The following is a 12083-nucleotide window of genomic DNA, read 5'->3' as shown; positions in this document are numbered from 1 at the left end:
TTTATTTAGTTTATATGTACATGACTATTTAAGTTGATTGGAGCGCAAATCAACCTTGCAAGTATTAATTCTGGGGCATTTAAGGTTACAATAACAAACTTAAATATTTGATATACATAATTAAAATCAAACATAAAGATTGCAACATTCACATTATACGGATAAAATAAATTTATAACTTCATATTTCGTTTTACATTCTTCGGGGCAGGGTGAAATTCCCTACCGGCGGTGTTGAAGGTGCAAAAAACGCATCTTCTAAGTCCGTGACCCGTTAACAATTGTTAACGGTGGATCTAGTGAGAATCTAGGGCCGACAGTTAAAGTCTGGATGGGAGAAGAATTGCGCGAACTTTTTGCGGTGTATTAAATTCTGTTTTAAAATAGAATATTAATACTCTTATTTGACATATTCAAATATCAATTTTTCAAATAATAAAGCCCGGGGTCTATAGACTTTGGGTTTTTTTGTTCTTTACTCATTGAGTAAGGAAATGTAACGGAATATATGTTTTTTATTTATACTGAAAGGAGGAATCGAACTTTATGTTTACTGGAATCATTGAAGAAATTGGAACAGTTTTAAGCGTGAAAAGTTCTAAAGATGCGATTGTTTTTTCAATAGGAGCAAAGACCATTTTACACGATGTAGCATTAGGAGATAGTATTGCTGTTAATGGTGTGTGTTTAACAGTTACAGAGTATACAGATCAAGCTTTTTCTGTTGACGTTATGCCTGAAACCGTTAGAAGTACTTCTTTAGCGCAACTAAAACAAGGTTCAGCAGTTAACTTAGAAAGAGCGATGGCAGCAAATGGACGTTTTGGGGGTCATTTTGTTTCCGGACATGTTGATGGAATAGCGAAAATTGTGAAAAAACAACAAGTATCTAATGCTGTTTATTATGAACTTCAATTACCGGAAGAACTTACAGATACATTGATACATAAGGGATCAATCACAATTGATGGAATTAGTTTAACAATCTTTGGATTAGAAAAAGACAAGGTCGTTATTTCTATTATTCCGCACACTTTACAAGAAACGATTCTCGGTTCTAAAGGTGTAGGGGATATTGTGAACATTGAATGCGATATGATTGGGAAATATATAAAGAAATTCGTTACTCACCAAGCAACCCAAACAAATTCTTCAATAAGCCAATCATTTTTAAAAGAAAATGGATTTGCATAGAGGGATAATTAGATAGAGGGGGTATGATTATGTTTCATACTATCGAAGAAGCGATAACAGACCTTAGGGAAGGGAAAGTCGTTATTGTTGTAGATGATGAGGATCGAGAAAATGAAGGGGACTTTGTTTCTTTAGCCGATCGGGTAACTCCTGAAGCAATAAACTTTATGATTAAGCATGGTCGGGGTCTTGTATGTGTACCAATTACTGAAAAGCAAGCAACAAAACTAGGCCTTGCTCCTATGGTTACTCATAATACAGACCCTCATGGAACTGCCTTTACAGTTAGTGTTGATCATAAAACAAATACAACAGGAATTAGTGCATTTGAGCGTGCGGATACAGTTTTAGCGTTATTAGATGATAATTCAAAGCCATCTGATTTTAAACGACCAGGTCATACCTTTCCGTTAGTAGCTAAAGAGGGTGGTGTATTACGTCGTGCGGGCCATACAGAGGCTGCCGTAGACTTGTCTCGTCTTTGTGGTGCAAAGCCGGGCGGAGTTATATGTGAAATTATTAAAGAAGATGGTACAATGGCTCGAGTTCCTGATTTACTAACGATTGCTAAAGAGTTTGATTTAAAAATTATCACGATTAAGGATTTAATTCAATATCGAAACCGAAGAGAAAAACTTGTTAATCGAGAGGTTGAAATTGAATTACCTACTGAGTTTGGAACATTTCGTGCCATTGGGTATTCAAATTCTTTAGATGAGAAGGAACATGTAGCCTTTGTAAAAGGTGATATTAACCCTGATGAAGCTACTCTAGTAAGAGTTCACTCTGAATGCTTAACAGGAGATGTATTCGGTTCTTACCGATGTGATTGTGGTCCACAATTACATGCAGCTCTTTCCCAAATTGAAAAAGAGGGAAAAGGGGTTCTTTTGTATATGCGTCAGGAAGGTAGAGGAATCGGATTAATTAATAAAATGAGAGCCTACAAGCTTCAAGAACAAGGCTATGATACAGTTGCGGCTAATGAAAAATTAGGTTTTGCACCAGATTTAAGAGATTACGGGATTGGAGCACAAATTTTAAAAGATCTTGGTATCGAAAAAATGAAGCTTTTAACAAATAATCCTCGTAAAATTGCTGGCTTAGAAGGATATGGTCTTACAATTGAAGACAGGGTTCCTATTCAAATGCCATCAAGAGAAGAAAATGAGCAGTATTTACGAACAAAATATGAAAAACTAGGACATTTCCTACATTTTTAAAGAAGGTTATATAACATTACATTGGAGGAATTAGATATGAATACATTTGAAGGTCATTTAATTGGTAGTGGATTAAAGGTAGCAATCGTTGTTGCACGATTTAATGAATTTATTACATCGAAGCTTCTAGGTGGAGCTGAAGATGGTTTAAAAAGACATGGTGTAGAGGAAAACGACATAACTGTTGCATGGGTACCCGGAGCGTTTGAACTTCCTCTAGTAGCAAAAAAATTAGCTGAATCCGGTAAGTACGATGCTGTTATTACATTGGGAACGGTCATTAGAGGAGCTACTACACATTATGATTATGTTTGTAACGAAGCTGCCAAAGGCGTTTCACAAGCATCCTTATCCACAGGTGTTCCGGTGGTCTTTGGAGTATTAACTACAGAGACGATTGAGCAAGCTATTGAGAGAGCAGGAACAAAAGCCGGAAATAAAGGTTATGAGGCAGCTGTTACGGCTATTGAAATGGGTAATTTGTTAAAGTCCCTTGATTAATTTTGGTAAAAGTGTTTAAAATCGATAAAAAACTGTATATAATGTTTTGAGAAGTGGTTTTTAATTTTTGGAAAAATATGTATAGCTTTTATCGATTTAATACTTTTGCTTTCTTAGAGGAAGCTAATTCGTTAATGAGGGGTATCTATGTTAATTCGCTTTAAAAAAAGTTTTGAAAAGATTGCAATGGGCTTTACTGTCTTTTATGCCTGCAGAAAAAGACTTAAAGCAATTACAGCAAACAATAAAACAGTATGAAACAGTAGATGAATGGCAGTTGTTTCTCTGGAAGCAAGATGAAGACATAATAGGTGCTATTGGTGTTATATTTAAAGGTGAAGATACGGTGGAAGTACAACATATAACAGTTAATCCTTCTCACCGACAACAAGGTATCGGCAAAAAGATGGTAAATGCACTCATCGACCTCTATAAAAACAAATCAGTTGTTCCAAATGACGAAACTGAAGCTTTTTTCGAAAAGTGTAAGGATTGTTAAAAAGAAGCCGGAAATCATTGTGATTTCCGGCTTCTTCATTTCAACTTTTATTTTTACGAATTTTTAGCTGGTGCAATCTTTCATTAATAACATCTGTGCGATTACGTTTTGTATGTTTATGTAACAAAAATTCATCAGTTAAGTCGCTATCCACACCCCAACTAAGGTTTTTCTCAGAACAACGCTTTAGGCAAAGACTCATTAATTTATCGTCTCTTATAGGTAGGTTAAAACTATAGTAAGGTTTATGATCAACAATTTCATTTTTTCGTTTCTTTAGGGTTTTAATTAACTCCTCATTATGTAAGCCTAATTTCTTGATATTTAATGAATCATTTTCAAGGATATGTATCGCATTTGATATCATTTTCAAAGCCCCTGCAAAATTTCCCCTTCTATGATGATATGCACAAACAGCAATTTGAATGAAGCCCACCCAATGTTTTTTTCTTTCTTTCGGTGGATCCTGTTTCCAGTGTTCCTCTAACACCTCATGACATTCAAAATAGTCTCTTTCACAGTGAAAATAAATGAGATAATCAATGTATGCAGCATCATACATAGTTGTTTCACCTCCACCATAATTAATTTGTGTAAGTAGTGTACCATAAATTTTTCCGAAAACAGATTAAAAGCTGCTGAATGTCAGCAGCTTTCTTGTTGCTATTATAACCAAGCAGCACCAACGATAATTAATAAAATAAACAATACAACGATTAACGCGAATCCTCCGCCATAGTTAAAACCATGTTCACCCATGTTTTATTCCTCCTTAATGATTAGCTGTTACACTTGTAATATATGAGCAAAACGCTGAAGTGTATGGGCTAATGACTAGAAACAGGGGATTTTTATTTAAATAAATTGAAAATGGCATATTTAAGTGATCATTACCAACTTATGATCAAACGAATGAAATAACTATTGGACATGTCGAAAAATTGCTCTATACTATATGGTGGCTAGTTGTAAGAATGGTGGGATAGAATTTGCAATATCATGTTAAAATTAATGCTTTTGAAGGTCCTTTAGATCTGTTACTTCACTTAATAAATCGCTTAGAAATTGATATATATGATATACCTGTTTCAGAAATAACGGAACAATATATGCTCTATATTCACACGATGCAGGAGCTTCACCTTGATATTGCGTCAGAGTATCTGGTTATGGCTGCAACGCTTCTTTCTATTAAAAGTAGAATGCTTCTTCCGAAACAAGAAGAAGAGCTATTTGAGGATGAATTTGGTGAAGAACCAGAAGAAGACCCACGTGATGAATTAATGAGAAGGTTGATTGAATACAGGAAATATAAAGAAGCTGCAGATGATTTAAGAACTCTTGAAGAAGGTCGTTCCCAAGTTTTCACAAAAGCTCCAAGTGACTTGAGTGAATATGTATCAGATTCACAGCAGCAAATCGACTCTTTAAATGTAACCATTTATGATATGTTAGGGGCTTTTTCAAAAGATGCTTCGTAGAAAGAAAATTCAAAAGCCTGTACAAACAAAAATTGCTCGTCAAGAAATTCCGATCGAGAAGCGGATGGAGGAAATTCTCACTGATTTGCGTACACATTCAGGTAGGCGCCGTTTTAGTGATTTGTTTCCTTCAAACAGTAAAGATCATTTAGTTGTTACCTTTTTGGCTATTTTAGAATTAATGAAATCACATTTAATTTTAATCGAACAAGAAAATAATTTTGCAGATATTTATATAATGGGGAGTGAGTAATTCATGGCCTTAGGTGTGATTGAGTGGAATTCAATCGTTGAAGCATTATTATTTGCTTCAGGAGACGAGGGTCTTTCCCTAAAACAGTTAGCGATGGTGTTGGAGCTCGAAGAACAAGAAGTTAAGGATATCTTAAGTGAGCTCTCTGACAGTTATAAACAAAAAAATCGAGGTATAGAGCTTGTTGAAGTGGCAGGACATTATCAACTAACAACAAAAAAAGAGCATGCAACATATTTGAAAAAATTAGTTGAATCCCCAGGAAATGCTTCACTTTCACAAGCAGCTTTGGAAACATTAGCTATTGTGGCGTATCGACAGCCAATCACAAGAGCAGAAATAGAAGAAGTTCGCGGAGTGAAAACAGAAAGACCTATTCAAACGCTGGTTTCCAAGATCTTAATTAAAGAGGTAGGAAGAGCTGAAGGAACAGGACGGGCAATTCTTTATGGAACGACAAAAGAATTTTTAGAGTATTTTGGTCTAAAATCAATTAAAGAACTCCCACCACTTCCAGAGAAATCAGATGATGCATTTGAACAAGAAGAAGCAGATTTATTCTTTGAAAAATTTAATGAAACATTAGAGGAATTAAAATAATATTGACTGCTGATTTAAGATATCTTGCCTAGATAGAGGGAAAATATTTTAAATTGAGCAGTCTTTTTTTACTTGAAAGTAATAATATTCTAATGATGACATAAGAGGTAAATAAACCTGCTCGGAAGGGAAGAGGATGTGTCCTATGGACAACACATTAATTAAAGATGAGACTGAAAAAGTGGCATTCTTTTTAGAAAATGTAGTTGAAAAAATGACAACTTACATGAATTCAATCACGATACGGTCTTTAGAAGATGAAGCTGAGTGTGAAAGACCATATTTACTTGAGTTATTAAGGGCTGCACGAAGTTTGTTAGTCTTTTGTGAGGAAGCACTTGATGTTTGTCGTCAAATGATAAGAAATTCGATCATAACACCCTCTTATGCAAGGCAGCTATTTGAGAAAATTTATTATCAGTGTATTGAAAGGTTTTTTCATCCGAAAAATGACACATGGTATGAAAATAGTCGTTGTTCTTATACTGATTCAGAAATGATCATTTTTAGAAAAACAGTACCTCCCTCATTCATTCGATTTATTAATTCCTTGGAAAAGGATTTTATAACCATTCGTGAAGAAATAGATTTTGGTGTTCAGTCACATTTATAAATAAGCTTCTATGGATATAAGAAAAACAAAGGCTTTCACTATTGTAAATTAGTGAAAGCCTTTGTTTTTACAAATTTTCATTCATAAGCTTTGTCCACGTGCATAAACTTGTACAAAACGAACGAGTAAGGGGACGTGGATGTATTATGCCGCATATTAAGAAAGTGACAGCAGGTTTTATCATCATATTTTTGTTAATGGGAATCGTTCCTAAGCAAACATCTGCTGTTGGTGTTAGTGCTCAAACTGCCATATTAATAGAGCAGGAATCTGGAAGAATTCTTTATGAAAAGCAAGCACATAAAAAAATGCGTATTGCTAGTATTACAAAAATCATGACAGCCATTCTTGCCATAGAGTCTGGAAAACTAAATGAAATGGCAACAGTTAGTGAACAAGCCATTCGAGCTGAGGGGTCATCAGTATATTTACAAAAGGGTGAAAAAATTAAACTGGAAGATTTAGTTTATGGACTGATGCTACGTTCTGGAAATGATGCAGCAGTCGCTATTGCTGAACATGTAGGTGGTAGTCTAGAGGGGTTTGTTGTCATGATGAACCAAAAAGCAGAAGAAATTGGGATGTCAAATACTGAATTTGCTAACCCTCATGGACTTGATGATCATGAAAATCATTATTCAACAGCATATGATATGGCCATTCTAACTCAATATGCAATGAAAAATGAGACTTATCAAGAAATTTCTGGGACTGAAACTCATAAAGCTCCTAATCCTAATGAAAAATGGGACAGAGTATGGCATAACAAAAATAAATTGTTAACTAGCCTTTATAAATATAGTACAGGTGGTAAAACGGGTTATACAGTTAGAGCAAAAAGAACGTTGGTTTCAACTGCATCAAAGGGCGGAATGGAAACGATTGTGGTAACACTAAATGATCCGGATGATTGGAAAGATCATATGAATCTTCATAACTATGCATTTAATAACTATGAGTTAGTTAATCTAAAGCATCAAGGTACACTTAGTAATATAGAAAATGAATTTTATGATGATAAAGTCTTTATAAACCGAGATGTACTTTATCCGCTTACAAAAGAAGAGCAAGAAAACGTTCGAATTAATATTTCATTGCAAAAACCACAAGAAGAATGGGAAGACCTTGAAAAAGTTCCGAATGTAGTAGGAGAACTATCTGTCAAAGTTGAAGAGAGAGAGATAGCTGACATCCCGATTTATTTTGATAATGGAAAGGTCGAAAAACCTAAAGGCTCATTTTGGGATCTTTTTAAAAACTTATTTTTTGCAATAACAGGTGTTAGCTAATGGTTAATTTAATATGGGTGTTATTAACGGTTATTGGGATCGTTTTTGCCATGTTTAATGGAACGATGGATGAAGTTAACGAAGCAATTTTTAAAGGTGGAAAAGAGGCAGTCACTATTTCAATTGGATTCATTAGTGTGTTGGTATTTTGGCTTGGTTTAATGAAGGTTGCTGAAGAAGCTGGATTATTAGAAAAACTAGGTAATTTGTTTAAGCCGATTGTGACAAGGTTGTTTCCAGAAGTACCACCGGATCATCCTGCTATGGGCTATATGCTCTCAAATATGATGGCGAACCTTTTTGGACTGGGTAATGCGGCAACACCGCTTGGTATTAAAGCGATGGAACAGCTAAAAGTATTAAATGGAGGATCTGACAAAGCTAGTCGTTCGATGATTACCTTTTTAGCCATTAATACTTCAAGCTTAACCTTAATTCCAACTACAGTCATTGCCATTATGATGACCTATGGCTCATCGTCACCAACCAGTATAGTAGGACCAACTTTAATTGCAACATTTCTATCAACTGTCGGGGCAATCATGATAGATCGATTCTTTTATTACAGGAGAAATAGAAAAGGGTGATCGAACTTGGGGATTATAGGAGTCATTTCATTATGGATTATACCTGTTATTATTGGTTTTATTCTTATTTACGGTACTTTAAAGAAGGTGCCCACTTACGAATCTTTTGTTGAAGGCGGTAAAGAAGGAATTACTATTTCCTTTTCGATCATACCTTACCTTGTAGGGATGTTAGTCGCAATTTCTGTATTTAGAGCTTCGGGTGCTTTAGAGTTTCTTATGAATTTTATGAAGCCTGCATTAGAGCTGTTAAATATACCTGCAGAAATAGTGCCTTTAGCATTTATTAGACCGATATCTGGTACAGCTGCACTTGGATTAACTTCCGATATTATTGCAACATATGGGCCAGATTCTTTTATCGGAATGTTAGCTGCAACCATGCAAGGAAGTACTGACACGACTTTATATGTTTTAACGGTCTATTTTGGAGCAGTAGGAATTAGAAAGATGGGAGATGCATTAAAGGTAGGATTACTTGCAGATCTCGTTGGAATTATAGCAGCAATCGTGATTGTCACATTGTTATTTGCATAGAATTTACTGGGAACTTGGCTTAGTCCAAGTTCCTTTTTTCGTACAATTAGACAGTATATGTTTTTATAGATCGAATGAAAGAAATTTAAATGAGTCATTACTACATGCTATAGAAATTATGGTATGATGATAAAGCAAAATTTTGTCGAACAGGTTTGAAACTGATGTATCTATTATTTTAGCTTGTTATTATTAACTATGGTTTTTTTAGGAATAAAAAATAACTTAAACCGAGCATCCTAATGGTCGTAACTTGTGAAAATACATAGAAAGCAGTAATATGTTATCGAGGTGAAAGAGATGGAACGCTTACAAAAAGTAATTGCTCATGCTGGTATAGCTTCTAGACGTAAGGCTGAGGAATTAATTTTAGAAGGAAAAGTAAAAGTGAACGGGAAAGTTGTGAAGGAACTTGGAATTAAAGTTACAGATCAAGACCGAGTAGAAGTTGAAGGTATTCCACTAGAGCGGGAAGAACCAGTTTATTTACTTCTTTATAAACCAACTGGTGTTATTTCAGCTGTTAAGGATGATAAAGGTAGAAAGGTTGTTACAGACTTTTTCCCTTACATAAAACAGAGAATCTACCCAATCGGTAGACTGGACTATGACACATCTGGAGTCCTTTTATTAACAAATGATGGTGAGTTTGCCAATATATTAATGCATCCAAAATATGAGGTAGAGAAATCTTATGTTGCAAAAGTAAAAGGAATCCCAACAAGAGAAAAGGTTCGTCAGCTTGAGCGAGGTATTCATCTTGAAGATGGGAAAACAGCGCCTGCACATGTGAAAGTATTATCTGTTGATAAAAAGAAGGGAACATGTATTGTAGAATTAAAAATCCATGAAGGACGAAATCGTCAAGTAAGACGTATGCTTGAAGCGATTGGTCATCCGGTAATGAAACTAAAAAGAGAAAGATTTGCCTTTTTAAATTTAAGTGGACTTGCAACAGGTGATTCTAGGGAACTGACTCCACACGAAGTAAAACAGCTTCGAGCTCTTGCACAGCATGGAAAACAGGCATAGTAATTTTCACATAAACTTCAAAAAATTGATCATATCGTGTAATTGGATAGTGATATAATGACCTAGAATGTTGGAATAGTAGGGGAGTATGTAAATGAAGAAAAAACGTTTACTTATGCGCTCTATCATATTAATTTTATTAATTGGTGCATTGGGATATACGCTATATTCAAACTTTTTTGTTAGTAAAGAAAAGGTAAAGGTCGGTTCAAAGGCTCCTGATTTTGTCTTAGTAGATTTAGAAGGAAAAGAGCATCAACTTTCTGATTACAAAGGAAAAGGAGTGTTCTTAAACTTCTGGGGAACATGGTGCAAGCCATGTGAGCGAGAAATGCCATATATGGACAACCAATATGATTATTATAAGGATCAGGGTGTAGAGGTGTTAGCTGTAAACATTGCTGAGTCAAACGTTGCTGTTCAGAGCTTCGTAAACAAACATGACTTATCTTTCCCAATTCCCCTTGACAAAGATCGTCAAGTATTAAACGCTTATGGAGTTGGACCATTACCAACAACCTTCTTAATTAATCCTGATGGAGTTGTAGTCGATATTACTTCAGGAACCTTAACAGAAAGAATGATTAGAGATTATATGGAAAAGATAAAACCTTAAAATGGGGAGTTTTCAGCATGAATAAGGTAACATGTGAGTGTGGTCATGCAAATCCGGAAGGAACTCTATTATGTGAATCTTGTGGTAATCCAATAGGAGAAAAAGAGAAAAAAGAAGATAAAAAACTATTGGATATGAAATACGAAGGGTCTGCAAGACGCTCTCAAACCTATAAAAAAACATTTGTCGATAAAATTTGGAACTTCTTTTCCTCTGTAAAGGTAGGTGTGTGGTTAATATTCTTAACCCTATTAGCTTCTGCGTTAGGAACTGTGTTTCCGCAGGAGATGTACATCCCGCCATCTGTTACAGCGAGTGAGTTTTATAAAGATGAATATGGCTTTCTTGGCCAAATCTATTATGAATTAGGTTTTCATAATTTATACGGATCATGGTGGTACATGATCTTAGTAGCATCAATAGGGATTTCCTTAGTAATAGCCAGCTTAGACCGCTTTGTTCCTTTATACAAAGCGTTAAAAAAGCAAGGGGTTACAAGACATTCCTCATTTATGAAACGCCAAAGACTGTATTCTTCCACAGCGACAAATGAATATGATGTAGACTTACTAAAGAAACGCCTAACTTCAAAGCGCTATCGTGTTCGGGTGGAAAACGGAAATATTTTAGCTGAAAAAGGCCGATTCTCAAGATGGGGTCCCTATGTGAATCATTGTGGGCTAATACTCTTTTTATTTGGTGCAATGCTTCGTTTTGTTCCAGGAATGTATGTTGATGAGGTACTTTGGGTTAGAGAAGGGGAAACAGCGGTTATTCCTGGTACAGAAGGTCGTTATTATCTTGAAAACAAAGATTTTATTATGGAAGTTTACGAGAAAGACAAAGAAAGTGAAGTTTTTGAAGAAGCAATTACACGTGTTGGTGACGGTAGCGTAGTAAAAAATTTCCAATCAGATGTTGTCTTGTATGAAAGAAAAGGGGAAATTGTACACGGAGCAACACCTGAGTTAACAGAAGTTAAGGAAGAAGAAATTAGAGTAAATGAGCCGTTGAAATTTGAATCATTTTCTCTTTATCAAGTGGACTATAAACTAAATGAACTAAATAAAATGACATTTAGTTTAATAGATAAAGAAACAGAAAAAAGCTATGGAAAAATCACGGTAGATCTTTTAGATCCTCAAACAGAATATGATTTAGGAAATGGATATAAAGTTGAAATCTCAACATATTTACCAGACTTCTATTTTGATGAAGAGGGCGTTCCTGCAACGAAAACAAGAATACCTGATAATCCAGCATTTGTTTTCAAAATGTTCACTCCTGAGACTCCTGAGGGAGAGTCAAGTTTTGTAGCTATTCAGCAAACAATTGAACCTTCAGGCGAAAATAAATTTAAAATGAAATTTGAAGGTATAGAAACGAAAGATTTGACAGCGCTGACTGTTCGAAAAGATTTAACACTATGGATACTAGGTATTGGTGGAGCGATCTTTATGATCGGTGTCATTCAAGGGATGTATTGGAATCACCGACGAATCTGGATAAAGCGTGAAGATGACAAAGTTTTAGTTGCCGGTCATACAAATAAAAATTGGTTTGGTCTATCTAAAGAGCTTAAAAGTCTAGTAGAAGATACCACTTTGAGTATGCCTAAAGATCAGAAAGAAAAAGAATAATGTTAAAGGAGGGGAAATT

At 35.1% G+C, this 12083-nt stretch carries 13 protein-coding genes, 2 pseudogenes and 1 riboswitch; of the genes and pseudogenes, 13 read left to right on the top strand and 2 right to left on the bottom strand.

The annotated features are described in order from the left end of the window. Positions 1-193 precede the first annotated feature (193 nt). Positions 194-346, top strand: a riboswitch (FMN riboswitch). A 199-nt stretch (positions 347-545) separates the two neighbouring features. The 4 genes and pseudogenes from ribE to MVE64_RS04450 all read left to right on the top strand — a co-directional run bounded on the left by ribE (position 546) and on the right by MVE64_RS04450 (position 3416). Beyond that, on the top strand, positions 546-1193 hold the full coding sequence (gene ribE, locus MVE64_RS04465; RefSeq protein WP_247344136.1) for a riboflavin synthase: 648 nt from the start codon (positions 546-548) through the stop codon (positions 1191-1193). Between the two features lie 29 nt (positions 1194-1222). Beyond that, positions 1223-2416 carry a bifunctional 3,4-dihydroxy-2-butanone-4-phosphate synthase/GTP cyclohydrolase II gene (locus MVE64_RS04460; RefSeq protein ID WP_247344134.1) on the top strand — a complete coding sequence of 398 codons (1194 nt, stop codon included), beginning with the start codon at positions 1223-1225 and terminating at the stop codon, positions 2414-2416. Between the two features lie 36 nt (positions 2417-2452). Further along, on the top strand, positions 2453-2917 hold the full coding sequence (gene ribH / locus MVE64_RS04455; protein WP_098797209.1) for a 6,7-dimethyl-8-ribityllumazine synthase: 465 nt from the start codon (positions 2453-2455) through the stop codon (positions 2915-2917). A gap of 147 nt (positions 2918-3064) precedes the next feature. Next, positions 3065-3416 (top strand): annotated as a pseudogene (locus MVE64_RS04450) (GNAT family N-acetyltransferase). Between the two features lie 40 nt (positions 3417-3456). Here MVE64_RS04450 and MVE64_RS04445 read toward each other — a convergent pair. Together MVE64_RS04445 and MVE64_RS04440 are read right to left on the bottom strand one after the other, a co-directional pair. Continuing rightward, entirely contained in the window at positions 3457-3978 is a 522-nt protein-coding gene (locus tag MVE64_RS04445) for a DUF309 domain-containing protein (protein ID WP_247344131.1), read from the bottom strand. 104 nt (positions 3979-4082) lie between these two features. Beyond that, entirely contained in the window at positions 4083-4175 is a 93-nt protein-coding gene (locus MVE64_RS04440) for a YjcZ family sporulation protein (RefSeq protein WP_098797212.1), read from the bottom strand. Positions 4176-4405: 230 nt separating this feature from the next. Here MVE64_RS04440 and MVE64_RS04435 point away from each other — a divergent pair. From MVE64_RS04435 to resB, 9 genes and pseudogenes are all read left to right on the top strand, one after another. Further along, positions 4406-5150: pseudogene (locus MVE64_RS04435) on the top strand (segregation/condensation protein A). 3 nt (positions 5151-5153) lie between these two features. Then, positions 5154-5750: an SMC-Scp complex subunit ScpB gene (scpB, locus tag MVE64_RS04430; protein ID WP_231307827.1), complete on the top strand. Its 597-nt coding sequence runs from the start codon at positions 5154-5156 to the stop codon at positions 5748-5750. A gap of 145 nt (positions 5751-5895) precedes the next feature. Beyond that, the gene (locus tag MVE64_RS04425; RefSeq protein ID WP_247344129.1) at positions 5896-6363 is read left to right on the top strand and encodes a DUF3907 family protein; all 468 of its coding nucleotides are present in this window, start codon (positions 5896-5898) and stop codon (positions 6361-6363) included. Between the two features lie 146 nt (positions 6364-6509). Continuing rightward, positions 6510-7652, top strand: a complete 1143-nt coding sequence (locus tag MVE64_RS04420; protein ID WP_379051559.1) for a D-alanyl-D-alanine carboxypeptidase family protein — start codon at positions 6510-6512, stop codon at positions 7650-7652. Then, positions 7652-8239, top strand: coding sequence for a nucleoside recognition domain-containing protein (locus MVE64_RS04415; RefSeq protein WP_247344126.1), 588 nt, complete (start codon positions 7652-7654; stop codon positions 8237-8239). Before MVE64_RS04420 ends, MVE64_RS04415 begins: the two co-directional genes overlap by 1 nt. A 6-nt stretch (positions 8240-8245) precedes the next feature. Continuing rightward, positions 8246-8776: a spore maturation protein gene (locus MVE64_RS04410; RefSeq protein ID WP_098797218.1), complete on the top strand. Its 531-nt coding sequence runs from the start codon at positions 8246-8248 to the stop codon at positions 8774-8776. Between the two features lie 300 nt (positions 8777-9076). Beyond that, positions 9077-9808 carry a 23S rRNA pseudouridine(2605) synthase RluB gene (rluB, locus tag MVE64_RS04405; RefSeq protein WP_247344124.1) on the top strand — a complete coding sequence of 244 codons (732 nt, stop codon included), beginning with the start codon at positions 9077-9079 and terminating at the stop codon, positions 9806-9808. Positions 9809-9902: 94 nt separating this feature from the next. Next, positions 9903-10424 carry a thiol-disulfide oxidoreductase ResA gene (gene resA / locus MVE64_RS04400; RefSeq protein WP_247344121.1) on the top strand — a complete coding sequence of 174 codons (522 nt, stop codon included), beginning with the start codon at positions 9903-9905 and terminating at the stop codon, positions 10422-10424. Positions 10425-10441: 17 nt separating this feature from the next. Next, positions 10442-12064 carry a cytochrome c biogenesis protein ResB gene (resB, locus tag MVE64_RS04395; protein WP_247344119.1) on the top strand — a complete coding sequence of 541 codons (1623 nt, stop codon included), beginning with the start codon at positions 10442-10444 and terminating at the stop codon, positions 12062-12064. The last annotated feature ends 19 nt before the right edge of the window (positions 12065-12083 follow it).

Origin of the sequence: Metabacillus endolithicus (assembly GCF_023078335.1) — a bacterium.
In the GTDB taxonomy this organism is placed as follows: Bacteria; Bacillota; Bacilli; order Bacillales; family Bacillaceae; genus Metabacillus; species Metabacillus endolithicus.
The sequence above is the reverse complement of the archived record's forward strand: the minus strand, read 5'-3'. Positions and strand labels throughout refer to the sequence as shown.

Bases quoted from the DNA above. Each gene is read 5' to 3' on its own strand.
- resB (WP_247344119.1), top strand. From the start codon at position 10,442: ATGAATAAGGTAACATGTGAGTGTGGTCATGCAAATCCGGAAGGAACT.
- MVE64_RS04445 (WP_247344131.1), bottom strand. From the start codon at position 3,978: ATGTATGATGCTGCATACATTGATTATCTCATTTATTTTCACTGTGAA.
- ribH (WP_098797209.1), top strand. From the start codon at position 2,453: ATGAATACATTTGAAGGTCATTTAATTGGTAGTGGATTAAAGGTAGCA.
- resA (WP_247344121.1), top strand. From the start codon at position 9,903: ATGAAGAAAAAACGTTTACTTATGCGCTCTATCATATTAATTTTATTA.
- rluB (WP_247344124.1), top strand. From the start codon at position 9,077: ATGGAACGCTTACAAAAAGTAATTGCTCATGCTGGTATAGCTTCTAGA.
- MVE64_RS04420 (WP_379051559.1), top strand. From the start codon at position 6,510: ATGCCGCATATTAAGAAAGTGACAGCAGGTTTTATCATCATATTTTTG.
- ribE (WP_247344136.1), top strand. From the start codon at position 546: ATGTTTACTGGAATCATTGAAGAAATTGGAACAGTTTTAAGCGTGAAA.
- scpB (WP_231307827.1), top strand. From the start codon at position 5,154: ATGGCCTTAGGTGTGATTGAGTGGAATTCAATCGTTGAAGCATTATTA.
- MVE64_RS04460 (WP_247344134.1), top strand. From the start codon at position 1,223: ATGTTTCATACTATCGAAGAAGCGATAACAGACCTTAGGGAAGGGAAA.
- MVE64_RS04440 (WP_098797212.1), bottom strand. From the start codon at position 4,175: ATGGGTGAACATGGTTTTAACTATGGCGGAGGATTCGCGTTAATCGTT.
- MVE64_RS04425 (WP_247344129.1), top strand. From the start codon at position 5,896: ATGGACAACACATTAATTAAAGATGAGACTGAAAAAGTGGCATTCTTT.
- MVE64_RS04415 (WP_247344126.1), top strand. From the start codon at position 7,652: ATGGTTAATTTAATATGGGTGTTATTAACGGTTATTGGGATCGTTTTT.